Annotated in this window: 21 protein-coding genes; 2 read left to right on the plus strand and 19 right to left on the minus strand. The window is 58.2% G+C overall.

Annotated elements, in window-relative coordinates; all coding sequences use genetic code 11:
- Positions 1–4: 4 nt before the first annotated feature.
- Positions 5–607, minus strand: coding sequence for a DUF4823 domain-containing protein (locus AC2LD7_RS03220; RefSeq protein ID WP_484596414.1), 603 nt, complete (start codon positions 605–607; stop codon positions 5–7).
- A 190-nt stretch (positions 608–797) separates the two neighbouring features.
- On the minus strand, positions 798–1,418 hold the full coding sequence (locus AC2LD7_RS03225) for a TetR/AcrR family transcriptional regulator (protein WP_484596415.1): 621 nt from the start codon (positions 1,416–1,418) through the stop codon (positions 798–800).
- A gap of 72 nt (positions 1,419–1,490) precedes the next feature.
- Between AC2LD7_RS03225 and AC2LD7_RS03230 the strand changes: the two genes are divergently transcribed.
- Positions 1,491–2,627: an aminotransferase class V-fold PLP-dependent enzyme gene (locus tag AC2LD7_RS03230; protein WP_484596416.1), complete on the plus strand. Its 1,137-nt coding sequence runs from the start codon at positions 1,491–1,493 to the stop codon at positions 2,625–2,627.
- Between the two features lie 214 nt (positions 2,628–2,841).
- On the opposite strand, the gene AC2LD7_RS03235 is transcribed toward AC2LD7_RS03230, so the two are convergent.
- From AC2LD7_RS03235 to AC2LD7_RS03300, 14 genes are all read right to left on the minus strand, one after another.
- Positions 2,842–4,239: an amino acid permease gene (locus AC2LD7_RS03235; RefSeq protein WP_484596417.1), complete on the minus strand. Its 1,398-nt coding sequence runs from the start codon at positions 4,237–4,239 to the stop codon at positions 2,842–2,844.
- 175 nt (positions 4,240–4,414) lie between these two features.
- A complete protein-coding gene (locus tag AC2LD7_RS03240) occupies positions 4,415–5,203 on the minus strand; it encodes a TatD family hydrolase (RefSeq protein WP_484596418.1) in 789 nt (262 codons plus the stop codon).
- Between the two features lie 158 nt (positions 5,204–5,361).
- Positions 5,362–5,718 carry a PilZ domain-containing protein gene (locus tag AC2LD7_RS03245; RefSeq protein ID WP_019342489.1) on the minus strand — a complete coding sequence of 119 codons (357 nt, stop codon included), beginning with the start codon at positions 5,716–5,718 and terminating at the stop codon, positions 5,362–5,364.
- A 31-nt stretch (positions 5,719–5,749) separates the two neighbouring features.
- The gene (locus tag AC2LD7_RS03250) at positions 5,750–6,739 is read right to left on the minus strand and encodes a DNA polymerase III subunit delta' (RefSeq protein ID WP_484596419.1); all 990 of its coding nucleotides are present in this window, start codon (positions 6,737–6,739) and stop codon (positions 5,750–5,752) included.
- Entirely contained in the window at positions 6,732–7,364 is a 633-nt protein-coding gene (gene tmk / locus AC2LD7_RS03255) for a dTMP kinase (RefSeq protein ID WP_484596420.1), read from the minus strand. Before tmk ends, AC2LD7_RS03250 begins: the two co-directional genes overlap by 8 nt.
- The gene (gene mltG, locus AC2LD7_RS03260) at positions 7,361–8,428 is read right to left on the minus strand and encodes an endolytic transglycosylase MltG (RefSeq protein ID WP_484596421.1); all 1,068 of its coding nucleotides are present in this window, start codon (positions 8,426–8,428) and stop codon (positions 7,361–7,363) included. The genes tmk and mltG overlap by 4 nt, the downstream gene beginning before the upstream one ends.
- On the minus strand, positions 8,425–9,240 hold the full coding sequence (gene pabC / locus AC2LD7_RS03265; RefSeq protein ID WP_484596462.1) for an aminodeoxychorismate lyase: 816 nt from the start codon (positions 9,238–9,240) through the stop codon (positions 8,425–8,427). Before pabC ends, mltG begins: the two co-directional genes overlap by 4 nt.
- 2 nt (positions 9,241–9,242) lie before the next feature.
- Entirely contained in the window at positions 9,243–10,487 is a 1,245-nt protein-coding gene (fabF, locus tag AC2LD7_RS03270; RefSeq protein ID WP_484596422.1) for a beta-ketoacyl-ACP synthase II, read from the minus strand.
- Positions 10,488–10,662: 175 nt separating this feature from the next.
- Positions 10,663–10,899: an acyl carrier protein gene (gene acpP, locus AC2LD7_RS03275; RefSeq protein WP_003283670.1), complete on the minus strand. Its 237-nt coding sequence runs from the start codon at positions 10,897–10,899 to the stop codon at positions 10,663–10,665.
- Positions 10,900–11,090: 191 nt separating this feature from the next.
- Positions 11,091–11,834 (minus strand): 3-oxoacyl-ACP reductase FabG, encoded by a 744-nt coding sequence (fabG, locus tag AC2LD7_RS03280; protein ID WP_484596423.1) that lies wholly within the window; start codon positions 11,832–11,834, stop codon positions 11,091–11,093.
- 14 nt (positions 11,835–11,848) lie between these two features.
- Complete coding sequence (fabD, locus tag AC2LD7_RS03285; protein WP_484596424.1) at positions 11,849–12,787, minus strand: ACP S-malonyltransferase; 939 nt, start codon at positions 12,785–12,787, stop codon at positions 11,849–11,851.
- Positions 12,788–12,847: 60 nt separating this feature from the next.
- A complete protein-coding gene (gene plsX, locus AC2LD7_RS03290) occupies positions 12,848–13,918 on the minus strand; it encodes a phosphate acyltransferase PlsX (RefSeq protein WP_484596425.1) in 1,071 nt (356 codons plus the stop codon).
- A 4-nt stretch (positions 13,919–13,922) separates the two neighbouring features.
- Positions 13,923–14,105, minus strand: a complete 183-nt coding sequence (gene rpmF / locus AC2LD7_RS03295) for a 50S ribosomal protein L32 (RefSeq protein WP_019342480.1) — start codon at positions 14,103–14,105, stop codon at positions 13,923–13,925.
- A gap of 12 nt (positions 14,106–14,117) precedes the next feature.
- Positions 14,118–14,645 (minus strand): YceD family protein, encoded by a 528-nt coding sequence (locus AC2LD7_RS03300; RefSeq protein WP_484596426.1) that lies wholly within the window; start codon positions 14,643–14,645, stop codon positions 14,118–14,120.
- A gap of 104 nt (positions 14,646–14,749) precedes the next feature.
- Between AC2LD7_RS03300 and AC2LD7_RS03305 the strand changes: the two genes are divergently transcribed.
- A complete protein-coding gene (locus AC2LD7_RS03305) occupies positions 14,750–15,328 on the plus strand; it encodes a Maf family protein (RefSeq protein WP_484596427.1) in 579 nt (192 codons plus the stop codon).
- 16 nt (positions 15,329–15,344) lie between these two features.
- Here the strand turns inward: AC2LD7_RS03305 and sppA are convergent, their stop codons facing one another.
- Genes sppA through rluC form a run of 3 tightly spaced genes read right to left on the minus strand, consistent with a single transcriptional unit; the run spans position 15,345 to position 17,950 of the window.
- Positions 15,345–16,328 (minus strand): signal peptide peptidase SppA, encoded by a 984-nt coding sequence (sppA, locus tag AC2LD7_RS03310; protein WP_484596428.1) that lies wholly within the window; start codon positions 16,326–16,328, stop codon positions 15,345–15,347.
- Positions 16,321–17,004, minus strand: coding sequence for an HAD-IA family hydrolase (locus AC2LD7_RS03315; RefSeq protein ID WP_484596429.1), 684 nt, complete (start codon positions 17,002–17,004; stop codon positions 16,321–16,323). Before AC2LD7_RS03315 ends, sppA begins: the two co-directional genes overlap by 8 nt.
- A complete protein-coding gene (gene rluC / locus AC2LD7_RS03320; RefSeq protein WP_484596430.1) occupies positions 16,997–17,950 on the minus strand; it encodes a 23S rRNA pseudouridine(955/2504/2580) synthase RluC in 954 nt (317 codons plus the stop codon). Before rluC ends, AC2LD7_RS03315 begins: the two co-directional genes overlap by 8 nt.
- Positions 17,951–18,378 lie beyond the last annotated feature (428 nt).

The following is an 18,378-nucleotide window of genomic DNA, read 5'->3' on the forward strand; positions in this document are numbered from 1 at the left end:
CTCCCTAACGACTGAGGCCCGTCAGGCGCCGGGCGTAGTCTCGCAAAGGCGGACCCAGCAAGACCTGCGGCGTCGCGTCATAAATATTCAACAGCCCGCCCCGACTGCGGATTCGTGCCGTATCGACAAGATAACGGTTGCCAGTCTCGATCAGCATCAGCTGGACCACACTTGTGTCGACACCCAGACGATCAAACGCGCGCTGATCATTGAACTCATCGAAACTGCCGATGCGATCATCGGCAGCGGCAAATCGTGTGTACAGCAAGTAATGGGCACCGACAGCGGCCGCCTGGTTCAATGCTTCTTCCAATCCGGCAGGCTCGGGTGCTCGCCGGACAAGCGGGAAATACTCGACGAACCCCTTGAAGGCTTCCTCGGCTACCACGTTCGGCCGGGGATAGGCATTGCCGGGCGGCACGAAATGACCTTGGGCGATATAGATGAACGAATCGGGCTGCAAGCGCCAGGACGCTGACCGCACAGTCTCGCTGTGATCGAGAATGCCCACATCGCGCAGTTGATGGCGCGTGCCCTCGGCCATGTCGCTTACCTTCATGCAACCGCTCAGTACGAGCAACGCCGCGATAAGGCTAAACACTTTCATCTTTTGCTCCTGCCTCTGACGGAAAACCGGCGAATAGCGAAGCATGCAGCAAACAAGCCAGTTCAGTACAAAAGAGAAACTTGCAGCCCATACTGCCTTCTTCTAGCGCAGCGGCGAGGGCAGACTCTTGGACAGTGCGGCGAACCGGCGCCAGCGCTGGCAGACACGGTAGCGTCGTCCAGTCGATGGGCTAATCGCGCTTGCGCTTGTTACCCATACGTACGCCGATATCCATCAGAAACTGGAAGAAGCCTTCCTGGTCCTCCAAGACATTACTCCAGAACGGCGAGTGATATAGCGCTACAGCGCCGTGCACCAACGCCCATGCTGCGCAATAGTGGAAGTACGGTGGCACGTCTTCCAGCTTGCCTTCGGATATGCGTCCCTTGATCAGTTGGGTCAAGTGCTCGAAGTTGGATGCGCGGATACGATGAAGCTCCTCGACCATATCCGGAACCTGATTGCCCTTGACGACTTTTTCTTCCAGCCGGTCAAACAGTCGATAACGCTGGGGATCGCGCATGCGGAATTCAAAGTAAGCGCGCGATAGCGCCTCCTTGTCCTGATCGAGGCTTGGCGAATGCAGAAGCTCGTTCAGATCGCGCTCATAATCGAGCATAAGCCGAAGATAGATCTCGGCCTTGGATTTGAAGTGCTTATAAATGGTGCCTTTGCCGATGCCCACCATGTCGGCGATCATCTCGACGGTGACGCTGTCTTCTCCCTGATCGAGAAAAAGCTGAAGCGCAGTATCGAGAATCTCCTGCTCGCGACGGCGAAATTCGCGGACCTTCCGGGGTTCATTTTGCATATGAGGCTGCGACATGAAAAATCGAGCAGATTATTATGCCTATCTGGTCAGAAAATGCACGGAACATCGCCAATGAGTACGCTGAATGACGAATTTCCTCAAATTGAAGGGCTGCGATACCTGAATCATGCTGCCGTCGCCCCCTGGCCGCGCCGGGCGACAGAAGCAGTGACGGCTTTCGCTCAACAGAACATGACAATCGGCGCACGCGACTACCCAACATGGCTGAATGTCGAGACGAGCCTGCGTGGGCGCTTGGCCAGGCTGCTGAATGCACCGACCACAGCAGACATAGCGCTGGTCAAGAACACCTCCGAGGCACTGTCCTTCGTAGCATTCGGCCTGGATTGGAAAGCCGGTGACCAGATCATCATCAGCGACGAGGAGTTTCCGTCCAACCGGGTGGTCTGGGAGGCTTTGCAACCGCAAGGCGTCGAGGTGATACAGGTCAATCTCAAGGGCGACGACCCCGAGGCCGATCTGCTGGCCGCCTGCGGGCCGAAGGTGCGGCTGATGGCGATCAGCGCAGTGCAATACGCTAGCGGCCTGCGGCTCGACTTGCCGCGTCTTGGCGAGGGCTGCGAACAGCGTGGCGTGCTTTTATGCATCGACGCAATCCAACAGCTGGGAGCGCTGCCGTTCGACGTTCAGCAATACCGGTGTGCCTTTGCCATGGCTGACGGGCACAAATGGCTACTGGGTCCCGAGGGGCTCGGCGTCTTCTACTGCCGCAGCGATCTTCGTGCGCGATTAAAACTGCATGAATACGGCTGGCATATGCTCGAGCATGCCGGCGATTACGACCGAAGCGACTGGGAGCCGGCCCGCAGCGCGCGCCGCTTCGAATGCGGCAGCCCGAACCTGCTTGGGGCCATGGCGCTGGAAGCAAGCTTGTCCCTGCTCGAAGACGTAGGCATGCACAGCGTGGGTCAGGCGCTGAGCGAGCGCATCGACCATCTGCAGCACGAGCTATCAGCTATGCGCGCCGTCGAACTGTTAAGCTCCGCCGACCCGCTTCGGCGAGCCGGAATCATAACCTTCAGGGTCAGCGGCTTGGAAAACCAGACGCTGTTCGATCGTCTCAAGGCGGAGCAGATTGTCTGCGCCCTTCGCGGCGGCGGTGTACGGCTCTCGCCACACTTCTACACCCGCCCGGACGTCATTGAGCAAACCTTGTCGGTGGTTCGTGATCTTGCTGCGATCAGGTGAGCGATCAACGTCACCGCAGCTATTCCAAATCCGTTTTAAAAACGCGGCGAATCGGGCTGCAGAGTCGTCAATCCAGGCCAATACTTCAAGCACTGGCCGCGCAATCCCCCCAATGCTCGGCCAGCTGAGGGAGCGAGGAACGTGACCTCATACTCCTAATGGTCTTGACCCGGCTCCTCGCGAAGCCGGGTTTTTTTTGCATGGATGTGGCGGATCAGCTGTGTTTGGTGCGCCTGCTAACCAAGCGAATCTGGAAGCAGATCCAGATGAACAACACCCAGAACGGCGTGGCAAATATCGAGGTGCGCAGCCCAGGCATCGAAAGCATGATGGCTGCGATCAGGGCCACGAATGCCAGGCAGAGGTAATTGCTAAAGGGAGACCAGAGGGCTTTGAACGAGGGCTCGACGCCCTGCCCTTCCAACGCCTTGCGAAATTTCAGATGGGCGAGGCTGATCATCGTCCAGTTGATCAATAGCGCGGCGACCACGAGCGACATGAGCAATTCCAGGGCCGTCTGCGGCAGCAAATAATTCACCAGCACGCAGAGCATGGTTACCAGCGCCGAAACGGCAATGGCCAGCACCGGAACCCCGCGACGATTCACTGTCATCAACACCCGCGGCGCATCGCCCTGCTCGGCCAGGCCGTAGAGCATCCGGCTGTTGCAGTAGACGCCGCTGTTATAGACCGAAAGCGCCGCCGTCAACACCACGAAGTTGAGGATGTGCGCCGCGGTGTCGCTGCCGATCAGAGAGAATATCTGCACGAAGGGGCTGCCGCTGTAGGGATCGCCTGCCGACCCAAGCGTCTCCAGCAGGCTATCCCAGGGATACAACGCCAGCAGCACGCTCAGCGCACCGATGTAAAAAATCAGGATGCGGTAGACAACCTGGTTGATGGCCTTGGGAATGACCGTCTTCGGATCGGATGCTTCGGCAGCCGTGATCCCGACCAGCTCGAGCCCGCCGAAGGAAAACATGATGATTGCCAGCGCCATGACCATTCCGCTGACGCCGTTGGGGAAGAATCCCCCATGGCTCCAGAGGTTGCTGAAGCTGGCCTGCTCACCGCCCTCACCGCTCAGCAGCAAATACAGACCCAGTGCGATCATGCCAAGGATGGCACCGACCTTGATGATTGCGAACCAGAACTCCGTCTCGCCGAAAGCCTTCACGTTCACTAGATTGATGAGATTGATCAATACGAAAAAGGCCGCTGCGGTGGCCCAGGTCGGCACCTCCGGCCACCAGAATTGCACGTACTTGCCCACCGCCGTCAGCTCGGCCATCCCCACCAGAACGTAGAGAACCCAATAGTTCCAGCCGGAAAGGAAGCCCGCATACGGCGCCCAGTATTTGTGCGCAAAATGGCTGAAAGACCCTGCAACCGGTTCCTCGACAATCATTTCACCGAGCTGGCGCATGATTAAAAACGCGATAAGCCCGCCAATCGCGTAGCCGAGGATCATCGACGGCCCGGCACTGCGAAGCACGCCAGCCGAGCCGAGAAAAAGCCCCGTGCCGATAGCCCCGCCGAGCGCGATCAGCTGAATGTGCCGGTTTTTTAGGCCACGCTGAAGCGGACCGGTATGAAACGTGTCGCTAGACATGGCGCCACCTTGTTTGCCGTGACGATGAATAGGGCTCGCCCTGCCTGATGGGCAATGACGAAGCCGAGCTGGAACGCCATGGCGGGTATTCGGAACGTTGGCGGCACGAGCACCAAAACGGCGCGGATGGTACACGCGACAACGGATAAGGCTGCGTCAAGACTCGCGCTGAAACCTATCGGACGGTGACCCGAGCCAACGGGAACAGCCGCTTGAAGTTGCTGGTGGTCTGCTCAGCCAGCACATCGAAGTCCACACCTCGTAGATCGGCTAGGAACTCGGCAACCTCGCGTACGTATTGCGGCAGGTTCGGCTTGCCGCGGTAGGGAATCGGAGCCAGATAGGGGGAATCGGTTTCCACCAACAGCCGGTCTGCCGGCACTTGCCTGGCCACCTCACGCAGGGCATCGGCATTGCGGAACGTAACAATACCTGAGAGCGAGATATAAAAGCCCAGGTCGAGCGCCGCCTTTGCCATATCCCAATCTTCGGTGAAACAGTGCAGAACACCGGCCTGTGGCAGCGCGGCTTGGCGCAGCAAGGCTAACGTATCGGCACGAGCTGCCCGGGTATGCACGATCACAGGCTTGCCGCTCGCCTTCGCCGCATCCAGGTGAAGACGAAAGGATCGTTGCTGCAATGCAGCGGCTTCCGGTTCGTAGTGATAATCCAGGCCGGTCTCACCGATTGCAACAACTCGAGGGTGTTCCAGCTCGCTCAACAGCCAATCAAGCACAGGCTCTGCGCCTGGATTGAGATCAAGCGGATGCACACCGACCGAGCAATCGACATCGTCGTAGCGCTCTGCCAACGCTTTTACAGCTGCAGTATTGTCGGCACTGACGCCGATACAGAGAAAGTGATTGACGCCACGCTGCCGCGCAGCAGCCAATGCCGCATCAAGAGAGCCTTGGTGCGCGCTGAGATCGAGTCGATCGAGGTGACAGTGAGAATCTACCAGCATTGAACACGCTACTCATCGAGCCATGATTGGGCGTGCATTGTAGGGGAAAGCAGCTGAAGGCTGGAGAGGCTGTAGCGAATCCCGGTCAAGCTTGTTGATACCTAAGCCCACTCGCTGCCTCATCGTCCGGCCTCCAGCGCTTCTGTCGCGTTATTGCTTTACATCGTATGAGTAGGTCGATCGGACTTCATTGCGCCGGCCAGATAGGTTTCGATTTTGTTGCGGGCGGTCGAGTCGCCCTCGTTGAATTGCACACCAACGCCGGCCGCCCGGTTGCCCTGCGCGCCCTTCGGTGTAATCCACACGACTTTGCCGGCAACAGGAATTTTTTCCGGTTCGTCCATCAGGCTCAGCAGCATGAACACTTCATCGCCAAGCTTGTAACTCTTGTTGGTGGGAATGAACAAGCCACCATGCTTGATGAAAGGCATGAAGGCCGCATAGAGCACCGACTTGTCCTTGATGGTCAGGGACAGGATGCCGTTACGCGGACCAAGGTTTGCAGGCAGGCTCATGCGGTATTCCTAACAACAGTTCCGATGGATTCTAGCTTGGCCCGGGCAAGCTTGCCCACTGCACCAGCAGCGCTTCGAGAAGCAAGACACGGTTGAGGTTGGCTTTTCCCAATACTTTCTGCCGATGAACCAGCAACCAATCCTGCAACGCAAGCAACTTGGCCGACGAGGATTTCTGCGCCAGGTACTGAACGACCTTCTGCATATCGGCAGCACCCAGCCCAGCTTCATCGCCGGTCATCCGGAAACGCAAAATCAGATGCGCCCATTCGCAGAACCAGTCGAATAACAGAATCAGAGAGAACGGATTCCAGGCTTCGGCCAACTGACTGGGCGATTGCTGCTGCTTGAGCAGCTTCTTGACCCCTTCGACGATTTGCACGCGCATTTCCAGCACGCCCAGCCCATGCAGCTTGAGCGCTGCCAGGGGTGAATACGCCGCCAGCGTCAGCAGCTCCTCGCGCTGCGCCGTCGACAGGTCGGGAAGCTTGTCACCAAGCCAGTTCAGGCTTTGCTGACGCCCAGGTAAGGGACAGCTCTGCTGCACACAGCGACTCTTGATTGTCGGTAACAACCGGCTGGGCTGATGACTGATCAGCAGTAACACGGTATCGCCCGCTGGCTCTTCGAGGCTTTTGAGCAGAGCGTTGGCGGCGTTCAGATTCATCGCCTCGGCCGGCTCGAGCAGCACCACCTTACGCCCGCCGAGCTGGGCGGTCTGGCTGACGAACCCGACCAGCTGACGCACCTGATCGACACGAATGGCCTTATCGACCTCCTCGGGCTCGAGAACATAATGATCAGGATGGGTATGCGCGGCGAGGAGCTGGCAGCCCTTGCAATGTCCGCATGCGCCATCCAGCGACGGCTGCTTGCACAGCAGCAACGCCATCAGCTGTTCGGCCAGTGCTCGCTTGCCGATACCGGCGGGGCCGTGCAGCAGATAGGCATGGGCGTGCTGCTGCCGGCCTGCCAGCAACTGCCACAAGTCACTCTGCCAAGGAAGAATGCCGTCAGCCAAGGGCACGCTCCAAAACCTCGGGCACCAGCGTTTCCAGATCCCGCTGCACTGCAGACAGGGACTGGCCGGCATCGATTACGCGATAACGCTGCGGCACTTCTCGGGCTCGGTCGAGATATGCGCTACGCACGGCCTCGAAGAAGGCGAGGCCTTCCTGCTCGAACCGATCGAGGCGTCCACGCGCGGCAGCGCGGCTCAAACCTATCTCCACCGGCAGATCAAAGATCAGCGTCAGATCCGGGCGCAAGTCACCTTGCACGAAGCACTCAAGCTGCTCGATCCGTTGAAAGGATAAGCCGCGACCGCCGCCTTGATAGGCATAGGTCGCATCGGTGAACCGATCGCAAAGCACCACAGCGCCGCGCGCCAGGGCTGGTCGAATGACCTGAGCGAGATGCTGTGCACGCGCCGCGAATACCAGCAGCAACTCGGTATCGCTGGCCATCGGCTCGTCCGCGGGCGCCAACAACAGTTCGCGTACCCGTTCAGCAAGCGGTGTTCCGCCGGGCTCACGGGTCAGTACGACATCGAGGCCATGCTCACGAAGACGCTGAGCCAGATATTCCCGGTTGGTGCTCTTGCCTGCGCCTTCGGGCCCTTCCAAAGTAATGAAGAGTCCTGTCACTGGATATTCCCGATTGGCGCCGGCGCTTGCCGGGGGGGTGGGCTGGAACGATAGTCGGTGCGTCGCTGGAGCTGGTATTCGCGTACCGCACGATTGTGCTCGCTCAGTGAGTCACTGAACACGTGGCTACCATCTCCACGAGCGACAAAATAGAGGCTTTTCCCTTCCACCGGGTGCAATGCGGCGTGGATGGCCTCTCGGCCCACCATTGCGATCGGCGTCGGCGGCAGTCCTGCATTGGTGTAGGTGTTGTAGGGCGTCGGCCTGCGCAAATCCTTGCGCGTAATACGTCCCTGGTACCGCTCGCCCATGCCATAGATGACTGTCGGATCGGTCTGCAGCAGCATCCCACGCTCCAGGCGACGGACGAAAACACCGGCGATTTCACCGCGCTCGGACGGTACACCAGTCTCTTTCTCGATGATCGAAGCCATGATCAGCGCCTGATAAGGTTCCCTATAGGGCAATCCCTCGCTGCGCTGTTGCCACTCTTCAGCCAAAACGGTTTCAAGTCGTGAAAAGGCCCGCTGGAGCAATTCGAGATCGGTCACTCCGCGGATGAAGCTGTAGGTGTCCGGGAAGAAGCGCCCTTCTGGGTGCAAACCCGCTTGGCCGAGTCGAGCCATGACCTCGGTATCCGATAGCCCGCTGAGTGTCTGCTGGATCGTTGGCAGCGCCTCCAGCGCAGCCCGCACCTGGCGGAAATTCCAGCCTTCGACAATTGTCAGGGTGTATTGAACAACCTCACCACGCTGCCAGAGCCCGATCATGTCGCGCGCGGTCATTTTCGGCCGCAGTTGATATTCGCCGCTGTGCAGGGTTTGCCCGGAAAGATTCAGCCGCCAGTGCAGTCGCAACCAGAACGAGTCGCTCAGCATCCCTTCTCGCTCCAGACGTTGAAACAGACCGCTGGGCGTGTCGCCGGGCTTGACCTCCAGCGTCTGCGCCTCGGTGAGCTGCAATGGCTGCTCCAAAGCGGCGTGAAGCTTCCAAGCAACCAGACCGAGCGCCAGCGCGGCGACCAGTACGGCACCCAAGAGCGCGAAAGACAGTTTTCGAATCACGTATTACTCGACAGATCAGCAACTAGGCGTTGGAGTTTACGTGTGAGCGGTCCCACCGGCCAGACGTTGGCTTCGAACTGTCGCACAGGCCAGACGCCATACAGGCTGTTACAAACGAAAACCTCGTCAGCGCCAAGCAGTTGTCCGAACGAGACATCACCGATCTGGGTCTGAACTCCTGCGACCTGGGCCCGCTGAAGGAGCTCCGCACGCATTACGCCAGCTACACCGCATCGCTCGACCGACGGGGTCAGCAGTACCCCAGATTGGACCATGAAGAGGTTGCTGAAGACCGCCTCGATGACACGCCCGGAAGTATCGCGCATCAACCCTTCGGCAAAGTCGGGATTCTGCCATTCGGCACGCGCCAATACCTGTTCCAGGCGATTGAGGTGTTTCAGCCCGGCCAGAGCCGGCTGCTCGGCGAGACGGGTCGCACAGGGATACAGGCGCACGCCTTTTTCGGAATGTTCGGCCGGGTAACCTGGCAGTGGCGATCCCATCAGAACGATTCGCGACTGGCAGGCAGCTGGCGGGCCGTAGCCGCGCCGACCGTCGCCACGCGTCAGGACCAGTTTGGCTACGCCAGTACCAAGCGTCTTGCCAAACGCGATAACTTGCGAACGGAGAGCTGCCATGTCGCAGTGGATAGCGAAGCGCTGGCAACCAAGACCAAGACGATCCAGATGACGATCCAGCAGCTCCGGCTGACCATCGATAACCCGTATGGTTTCGAACAGACCGTCGCCGTACGCAAAACCTCGATCATGGAGGGGCAGCCCATCGGCGGGCTGCCCATCCACCCAGCTCAGTGTCACTCGGTGAACCGGCGGAAAACCAGCGAACCGTTGGTACCCCCGAAACCAAAGGAGTTGGAGACCGCGACATCAATCGTCCTTGGCTTCGCCTCGTGCGGCACAAAGTCCAAATCGCAGCCGTCATCCGGCTCATCGAGATTGATGGTCGGCGGCGCGACCTGATCGCGAATGGCAAGCACGCTGAAAATCGCCTCGACAGCACCGGCGGCACCCAACAGGTGACCAACCATCGATTTTGTCGAGCTCACCGACAGTTCATAGGCATGGCTGCCAAACACGGCCTTTATCGCGGCAGCTTCGGCCTTATCGCCGGCAGGCGTAGAGGTACCGTGAGCGTTGATGTAATGCACCTGATTGATGTCGATCTTTGCATCGACGATGGCGTTGCGGATGCAGCGCGCGGCACCAGCGCCGTCTTCCGGCGGTGAAGTCATGTGAAAGGCATCGGCGCTCATACCGAAACCGATCAGCTCGGCGTAAATTTTGGCACCACGGGCTCTGGCGTGCTCGAGCTCCTCCAGGACCAACGCACCAGCGCCGTCGGACAAGACGAAGCCATCCCGCCCCTTGTCCCAAGGTCGGCTGGCTGCAGCCGGGTCGTCGTTGCGTGTAGAAAGCGCACGTGCTGCAGCAAAACCGCCAATTCCGAGCCCGCTGGCGGCCATTTCCGAGCCGCCCGCGACCATTACATCGGCCTCGCCATAGGCAATATTGCGCGCAGCCATGCCGATGCAGTGCGTTCCCGTGGTACAGGCTGTTGCGATGGCATAGTTCGGTCCCTGCAGGCCCAAGTGGATCGACAGGAAACCCGAAACCATGTTGATTATCGAGCCAGGAACGAAAAATGGCGAAATACGTCGAGGACCCTGCTCGATCAGGGCCTTGCAGCTGTTTTCGATATTGGTCAGGCCACCGATACCCGAGCCCATGGCGACACCGATGCGCTCACGATTGGCGTCGTTGATTTCCAGCCCGGAATCACGCACTGCCTGAAAACTGGCAGCCAGCCCGTACTGGATGAAAAGATCGAGCTTGCGTGCTTCTTTCGCTGGCAGGTACTGCTCGACATCGAAATTCTTGACCGATCCGCCAAAGCGAGTGGAATAAGCGGAAAGGTCCATATGTTCTATCAGGCCGATGCCACTGCGGCCGGCGAGAATCCCTTGCCAGCTGCTTGGCACATCGTTACCCAGCGGCGATAGCATGCCCATCCCGGTGATTACGACGCGTCTACGCGACACAGCAATTCTCCTTACGTTTACATTTGGCTCGCTCGACTCCGCTACAACGGATCAAAGCCAACCACTTCAGGCATCGCGCACATATGCGCGACAGCTTAATTCAGCTAACTCAAACAAAAGCCGCACTGCCCGTTCAAGGCAGTGCGGCTTACTGGTTTCGAAGCAGGATTACAAATTACTGCGCGTGCGCGTTGATGTAATCGATAGCTTCTTGAACAGTGGTGATCTTCTCGGCTTGCTCGTCCGGGATTTCGGTCTCGAATTCCTCTTCCAGAGCCATAACCAGCTCAACAGTATCAAGGGAGTCGGCACCCAGGTCTTCGACGAAGGAAGCGCTGTTGGTGACTTCCTCTTCCTTGACGCCAAGTTGCTCGGCAACGATTTTCTTGACGCGTTCTTCGATGGTGCTCATACCTTGTTTTCACTCCTATGGAAAAATCAGGCAGCTGGTCTGCGCGGTAGTGTATAGAAAGCGTTTTCCGCATTTCAAGCTGAAAGCGGGCAAGCATGAACCTGCTTTCAACCTTCTGTCTATAAACAAGCCGCAGTTTTATAACGAAATTAATCAGCCGTTATGACTGCTTACATGCGTTGGGCGTCACATTAGCTCATGTACATGCCACCATTCACCGGAACTGTAGCCCCGGTAACATAGGCAGCGCCGTCAGAAGCTAGAAAAACAACGACCTTGGCAATCTCTTCCGCCTGCCCAAGCCGACCCAGCGGGATCTGCCCCAGCAATGCGTCACGCTGAGCTTCGGGAAGCTCACGCGTCATGTCTGTATCGATAAAGCCCGGCGCCACGGCATTGACCGTGATACCGCGCGAGCCGACTTCACGGGCCAGTGCGCGACTGAAGCCCTCGAGCCCGGCCTTGGCCGCCGCGTAGTTTACCTGTCCGGCGTTACCCATGGCACCTACTACGGAGCCGATACTGATGATCCGCCCCCAGCGTGCCTTGGTCATGCCTCGCAGGACGCCTTTGGTCAGGCGATAGAGACTGCTGAGGTTGGTGTTGATCACATCGTGCCATTCATCATCTTTCATTCGCAGCATCAGATTGTCGCGAGTGATGCCTGCGTTGTTGACCAGAATAGCCGGCTGGCCGAAGCTTTGCTGGATCTGCTCCAGAGTGCTTGCAACGGACTCGTCACTCGTAACGTCCAAGACCAAACCCGTACCTTCGATACCGTTTTGCTTGAGCGTTTCGGCGATGCGTTCGGCACCCGAAGAAGAAGTCGCGGTGCCAATCACGATCGCACCCTGACGGCCCAACTCCAGCGCGATGGCCTGGCCAATACCGCGACTGGCGCCGGTTACCAGCGCAACCTTGCCTTGCAAATTCATAAATTTCTCCTTGTTCAGGCCAGTGCGGCGCGAGTGGCAGCAACAGCTTCGGGGGTGTCCAGATTGTAAGTATTCAGGCCTTTCACACAGCGCTTGTTGAGTCCGGAAAGGACCTTACCCGGACCACATTCAACCAGATCGGTTACACCGCGCTCGCTCAACGCGACAATCGTCTCGACCCAGCGAACCGGGCTATAAAGTTGCGCCAGCAAGTCACGCTTGAGCGTGTCGAGATCCGTAACTATTGCCGCACTGACATTCTGGACCAATGGAATCTCGGGCGCCCGCCAGGCTGCTCCAGTGATGGAGTCAGCAAAACGCTCTGCCGCCGGGCGCATAAGATCACAGTGCGACGGCACGCTGACCGGCAGCGGCATTGCGCGCTTGGCGCCCCTGGCCTTGCAAACTTCGATAGCGCGCTGGACGGCCGCGGCGCTACCGGCAACCACAACTTGGCCAGGCGCATTAAAATTGACTGCACTGACCACCTCGCCTTGTGCCGCCTCGCGACAGGCAGCCAACACATCTGCATCTTCCAATCCCAGGATTGCTGCCATGCCGCCAGTACCGGCCGGTACGGCTTGTTGCATAAGCTGCCCGCGCAGCTCGACCAGTTTCACCGCATCGGCGAATGGAAGGCTACCCGCAGCGACTAGAGCGGAATACTCACCCAGACTATGACCTGCAACGAACGCCGGCCTCGCACCATCTTTAGCCAGCCACAAACGCCAAAGCGCAATCGAGGCCGTAAGAATTGCCGGCTGAGTCTTGTCGGTCTGATTCAGATGTTCCTCTGGACCCTGTTGGGAAAGCGCCCATAGGTCATAACCAAGCACCGACGAGGCCTCAGCGAAGGTGTCGACGATCAGCGATTGCTGGGCGCCGTGCTCTGCGAGCATGCCAAGGGCCTGGGAGCCCTGCCCCGGAAAGACGAATGCAAGTGATGCGGACATGAAACGGCTCTCTTGTGGTTGTTCGTCAAAAAGAATACGCCTCGAGGACGCATCGAATTTTCAGTTGGATGGCGAGCCGCCGGCAACGGTCACATCACCGGAGCCGCTTACCGACCGATTGGTCACGAGCATAAGCTCGAGTCGACTGTGCAATTGCTCCGGCAGATTGTGCTGCATATCCTGGGCTGCACGGAGGATCGCCGAACGAAAACCTTCCGCACCCGCGCCACCGTGACTCTTCACGACGATACCCTTAAGCCCTAGAAAGCTCGCACCGTTATATTGTGCCGGTCGCAGATCGGCCCTTAACTGGCGCAACAGCGGCAGAGCCAGCGCACCGACCAGACGCGAGATCAGCGAACGGCGAAAAAGCGCCTCGACACGCAAGGCAACCATATGCGCCAGCCCCTCGCTGGACTTGAGCAGAATATTGCCAACGAAACCGTCACAAACCGCCACGTCAGCCTCGCCACGAAACAGCCCGTCACCCTCGATGAATCCCTGATAGTTAATATCACCAGCCTGCTGCAATAGCCCAGCTGCTGCCTTGACCTGCTGATTTCCCTTAATTTCTTCTGTACCGACATTTAGCAGCGAGACTCTCGGATGTTCGATCCCTAGACTTTGCGCAGCAACCGAACCCATCACCGCGAATTGATAGAGCTGCTCGGCAGTGCAGTCCACGTTCGCGCCCAGGTCAAGCAGCAGACAGGCTCCATCGATAGTGGGGATAGCGGTCATCATGGCCGGACGATCGACCCCAGGCAGCGTCTTCAGCACGTGGCGAGCAAGTGCCATCAAGGCGCCTGTGTTCCCGGCGCTGACACAAGCCTGAGCCTGGCCATCACGCACCAACTCCAGAGCGACGCGCATGGATGAGCGCGGCTTGGCACGCAATGCCTGCATCGGTCGATCATCCATGGCGATTACTTCGTCGGCATCGACAATCGTCAGACGCGTGCGATCCACACCACCATGGCGGGCGATAATTTCTTCGAGAATGGAGGATTGGCCAACCAGGGCCAGGCGTAGCGAGGGGGATTCAGCCAGACACTGGAGACTGGCCGGAACAATGCAGTGGGGACCGAAGTCCCCACCCATTGCATCGATCGCTATGATCGGAGCGGACAAGAATTTACTCGTCAGCGCCCTTATCGATCACTTTACGACCACGGTAGAAACCTTCCGGGGAAACGTGGTGACGCAGGTGAACTTCACCAGTGCTCTTTTCCACGGACAGGGCATTCGGCTCGAGCGCGTCGTGCGAACGGCGCATATCACGGGCGGAACGGGATTTTTTGTTCTGCTGAACAGCCATTGGGATCAACTCCTAAACGTTTGGGTCACGCTTTAACTGCGCCAGTACGCTGAACGGGTTGGACCGCGATACCTCGTCCTCACTCGGCTCAGGCTCATCAGGCCCGACCGGCGGCTGGCAAACTTCTTGGTCATGGAGTGGAACAATCGGAAGAGCGAGCAGGAGCTCCTCTTCAACCAGCGCCAGCAGATCCAGAGGATCCTCTCCCACTTCCAGCACGTCATAGCCCTTGGGCAGGTGCTGACTGCTCGAACCTTCATTCACCACGGCATAGTCGCATTCGCTGTGAATAGGCAGAACAACCGGCTCCAGACAACGCTGGCAAATCATTGTGACCTCAACATCCAGCTCGCTGTGGATCACCACAGTACGCTGCTCGTCGCGCCCGAAGTCGAAACTGGCGCGCACCACACCCTTATCGTCCTCAAGAGGATCGACGAGCCGCTTCAGCTCAGACAATTGCAGCTCACCCTTCAGGGCAGCCGCTCGGTCAGCGAGCTTGCGCGGATCTACGTGCGGAGGTATTGGTCCTTTCAACATAAGCGCGGCATTCTAGGGATGCGCCCCTCGACTGTCAAAGGAATTCAACCCCACAATCGAGCTCAGCCGACCAGTAATCGGACACCTATATAAAAGGAAGAAAAATGCGCCGCCTGCTTCTCGCATCAAGCTCCCCCTATCGACGCAAACTGCTTTCGCGATTGCAGTTGACGTTCGATTGCAGCGCTCCACAGCTAGACGAAACCGCCCACCCAGGAGAATTTCCAGAGCAACTGGTACGCCGACTGGCCAGCGAAAAGGCTCAAGCGATGGCCGAGACCTACCAAGACCACTTGATCATCGGATCCGATCAGGTCGCCGTGCTTGAGGAACAGATTCTTGGTAAACCTCATACGTTCGAACGCGCCAGCGAACAATTGCAGGCCTGCAGCGGAAAAAGCGTGAATTTTCTAACCGGCCTCGCGCTATTGGACAGCCGAAGCGGAAGTATCCAGGTCGACTGCATAAGCTTTACCGTGCACTTTCGCGATCTCGACGAGCATCAGATCGAGCGCTACCTGCGGGCCGAGAAACCTTTCGATTGTGCTGGCAGTTTCAAGGCCGAAGGATTAGGAATCAGCCTGTTCCGTGCCACGGAAGGCACGGATGTCACCAGCCTGATCGGACTCCCACTGATCCGACTGGTAGACATGCTCAACACGGCAGGAATCGAAGTGCCCTGATAGGAGATAAGAGAAACTACCGCAACTGCGGTCCCTGGAAGCCCATCCATAACGCCAGTTGAGCGCCAACGCTGGCACCGAGCTTCTTGGTAAAGCGATCCAAAGCGGAGTCCTTGACCGTGAAGTCCACCAACTCTTCTTCACCGATCACCTCGCGCGCAACATACCCGGTACTGCCGAGACCGTCGATCAGACCAAGCTCCAGCGCCTGCTCACCGGACCAGATGAGCCCGGAAAACAGCTCAGGATGCCCAGCAATCTGCAGTCGATCTCCGCGCCCTTGCTTGACGCTATCAATGAATTGTCGATGAGTCGTGGCTAGCACGCTGCGCCAGAATTCGGTTTCTTCCGGTTTTTCCGGCTGGAACGGATCGAGGAATGCCTTGTGCTCGCCCGACGTGTAAACCCGGCGTTCCACACCTAGCTTATCCATCGTCTTGACAAACCCGAAGGTCGCCGCGGTCACACCAATGGAACCTACCAGACTCGACTTGTCGGCATAGATTTCATCCGCGGCGCTGGCGATGTAATAGGCGCCCGAGGCCCCAAGGTCAGTAATCACTGCATAGACTTTGACGGCGGGATACTCGCCACGCAGCCGCCGAATTTCATCATAGATGTAACCCGACTGCACCGGACTGCCACCAGGGCTATTGATGCGTAACACCACACCCTTAGTGCTGGAATCCTCAAAGGCAGCGCGGAGCGCCCCGACGACATTGTCTGCACTAGCCGATTCCTCGTCGGCAATCATCCCCCGCACATTGATGACCGCTGTATGGCTACCGCTGGCATTCTTGCCGTCGCCCATGTGCAACAACGGCGAGAACATCAGCAACGCGCCGAAGAGATAAATGAATGTCAGCAGTTTGAAGAATATCCCCCAACGCCGCGCTCGCCGCTGCTCCTGCACACCGGCAAGCAGCGTTTTTTCCAGCAAATTCCAACTGCTGCGATCTTCCTTGCTTTCATTCACTGGCGCTTTCCATTCATCAGACATACGCAACCACCTCAGCTGTACCAGCGAAGCACAGCCAATCACTGAGCTCCGAAAAACGATTGATGGTCATGCTCGGCGAGCATGCCTGCAGAATCTCGATTGACTGCGCGCCGTAGGAGACCGCAACACTGTCTACGCCTGCTCGTCTGGCCATCTCCAGATCGAACACCGAATCTCCAATCATCAGCGCCTGATCAGGGCGAGCCCCGCAGTGCGCCAGAATTTCGCGAATCATTAGCGGATCAGGCTTGCTTGCGGTCTCGTCTGCACAGCGAGTCACATCGAAGAAATCCGTCCAGCCCTGACTTTCAAGCACTCTATCCAGTCCGCGCCGCCCTTTTCCGGTCGCCACGGCGAGCAAATATCCCTGATCGCGGAATTGCTGCAGCGCCTGTGCGACACCGGGATACAACGCCGACGGCTCGGCCTCCAGGAAAAGATAATGGTTGGCATAGGCACGTCGAAACGCTTCGACCACTCTCGCATCGCTCACATGCGGATACAGCACCGCAATCGCCTCGGGCAAACCGAGCCCAATAATTCCCTTAATGGCGACCTCATCGAGCGCAGGTAGATTGCAATTGTCCGCCGCGACGGAAATGGACTCAACGATGCGCCCGATCGAGTCCACAAGGGTCCCATCCCAGTCGAAGATCAATACTTCGTATTTATTCACCCAGTTTCTCCATCGTCCGCGCCCAGATTTCATCGACCGGCGCCTCCAGACTCAGCTCGCCGCCGTCGGGCAAAGGCACCCTCAAGGCATAGGCATGCAGAAAAAGGCGCTTACCGCCCAGATCACGGATAACCTTGGAGAATTCCTCATCGCCGTATTTGTTGTCACCAGCGATACCATGACCAGCGTGACGCGCATGCACTCGGATCTGATGAGTGCGCCCTGTCACTGGTTTAGCCTCGACCAGCGTGGCAAAGTCACCAAAACGGCGCAGCACACGGAAAAGTGTCAGCGCGTCCTTGCCCTCATCGGTAACCTCGACCATGCGCTCACCCGAGCGCAACGTGTTCTTCAAGAGCGGCGCATTTACCTGCTTCTTGCTGGTATCCCAGCGACCCCGCACGAGCGCCATGTAGCGTTTGTCGACACCGTCACCGCGCAGTTCCTGATGTAAATGGCGCAGCATGCTGCGCTTTTTCGCGATCATCAGCAGACCTGAAGTATCCCGATCCAAACGATGTACCAGCTCCAGCTCTTTTATGTCCGGACGCAACTGCCGCAACGCCTCGATAACCCCGAAGCTGAGTCCGCTGCCACCATGCACCGCAATACCCGCGGGCTTGTTCAGCACGATAAGCGCTTTGTCCTCGTAGACGATTGCCGCCTCCAGCCGCTCTAGAAGGCCTTGCGCCAACGGCGCCACCTCATCGCGCTCGGCCAATCGAAGCGGAGGAACGCGCACCACATCACCGGCCTGGAGCTTGTATTCCGGTTTGATCCGTCCCTTGTTGACCCGCACCTCACCCTTGCGCAGGATGCGATAGATCAAGGTCTTGGGTACGCCCTTGAGCTGGGTTCGGAGGAAGTTATCAATGCGCTGGCCGGCAAGTTCCGGCGAGACCTCTAGCAGCTGCACGCCGGAGGTCTGAGAGGAGGTATTGGTCATCGACGGATGATATCAATTTTCATGGATTTGAAGCACTTAAACATTGCTGTTATAGTCGAGAACGCCGCCAAAAGCGGCCAGGTCGAGGGATGCAAGCGAAACCGCCATTCCTGACCCAGCAATGTTGAGGACGTGAGGCCGTCCAACGGAGCTTCTCTCAAGTAGCGTTGAAGCACTGAAACAAGCCTTGAAGACATGATGCGTGCCCCCGTTGGGGAATCGCGATAATCGACAAAACCCGCTCCCGGATTCTGCGAGCGGCACCCGATTTTCAAAGTATGAGTGTTGGGTGGAGATGCACAGCCATCGGATTGCGTAGCAAAGGCTTTCACAGACGCTTCATTCCGTCCGCTACCGATTGCTGATTCCTCCTCCCGAACCATTGCTTCCTGTTCCGACAGTAAGCAGGAGACGTCGTCGCGACGCCG

The organism is Stutzerimonas sp. (assembly GCF_982611455.1).

What these genes read in the sequence shown, in the direction of transcription:
- rpmF (WP_019342480.1), bottom strand. Translation starts at nt 14,105, where the DNA reads ATGGCTGTTCAGCAGAACAAAAAATCCCGTTCCGCCCGTGATATGCGC.
- AC2LD7_RS03220 (WP_484596414.1), bottom strand. Translation starts at nt 607, where the DNA reads ATGAAAGTGTTTAGCCTTATCGCGGCGTTGCTCGTACTGAGCGGTTGC.
- AC2LD7_RS03305 (WP_484596427.1), top strand. Translation starts at nt 14,750, where the DNA reads ATGCGCCGCCTGCTTCTCGCATCAAGCTCCCCCTATCGACGCAAACTG.
- acpP (WP_003283670.1), bottom strand. Translation starts at nt 10,899, where the DNA reads ATGAGCACCATCGAAGAACGCGTCAAGAAAATCGTTGCCGAGCAACTT.
- AC2LD7_RS03240 (WP_484596418.1), bottom strand. Translation starts at nt 5,203, where the DNA reads ATGCTGGTAGATTCTCACTGTCACCTCGATCGACTCGATCTCAGCGCG.
- fabD (WP_484596424.1), bottom strand. Translation starts at nt 12,787, where the DNA reads ATGTCCGCATCACTTGCATTCGTCTTTCCGGGGCAGGGCTCCCAGGCC.
- AC2LD7_RS03235 (WP_484596417.1), bottom strand. Translation starts at nt 4,239, where the DNA reads ATGTCTAGCGACACGTTTCATACCGGTCCGCTTCAGCGTGGCCTAAAA.
- AC2LD7_RS03225 (WP_484596415.1), bottom strand. Translation starts at nt 1,418, where the DNA reads ATGCAAAATGAACCCCGGAAGGTCCGCGAATTTCGCCGTCGCGAGCAG.
- sppA (WP_484596428.1), bottom strand. Translation starts at nt 16,328, where the DNA reads ATGTCTGATGAATGGAAAGCGCCAGTGAATGAAAGCAAGGAAGATCGC.
- fabG (WP_484596423.1), bottom strand. Translation starts at nt 11,834, where the DNA reads ATGAATTTGCAAGGCAAGGTTGCGCTGGTAACCGGCGCCAGTCGCGGT.
- AC2LD7_RS03230 (WP_484596416.1), top strand. Translation starts at nt 1,491, where the DNA reads ATGAGTACGCTGAATGACGAATTTCCTCAAATTGAAGGGCTGCGATAC.
- rluC (WP_484596430.1), bottom strand. Translation starts at nt 17,950, where the DNA reads ATGACCAATACCTCCTCTCAGACCTCCGGCGTGCAGCTGCTAGAGGTC.
- AC2LD7_RS03245 (WP_019342489.1), bottom strand. Translation starts at nt 5,718, where the DNA reads ATGAGCCTGCCTGCAAACCTTGGTCCGCGTAACGGCATCCTGTCCCTG.
- AC2LD7_RS03300 (WP_484596426.1), bottom strand. Translation starts at nt 14,645, where the DNA reads ATGTTGAAAGGACCAATACCTCCGCACGTAGATCCGCGCAAGCTCGCT.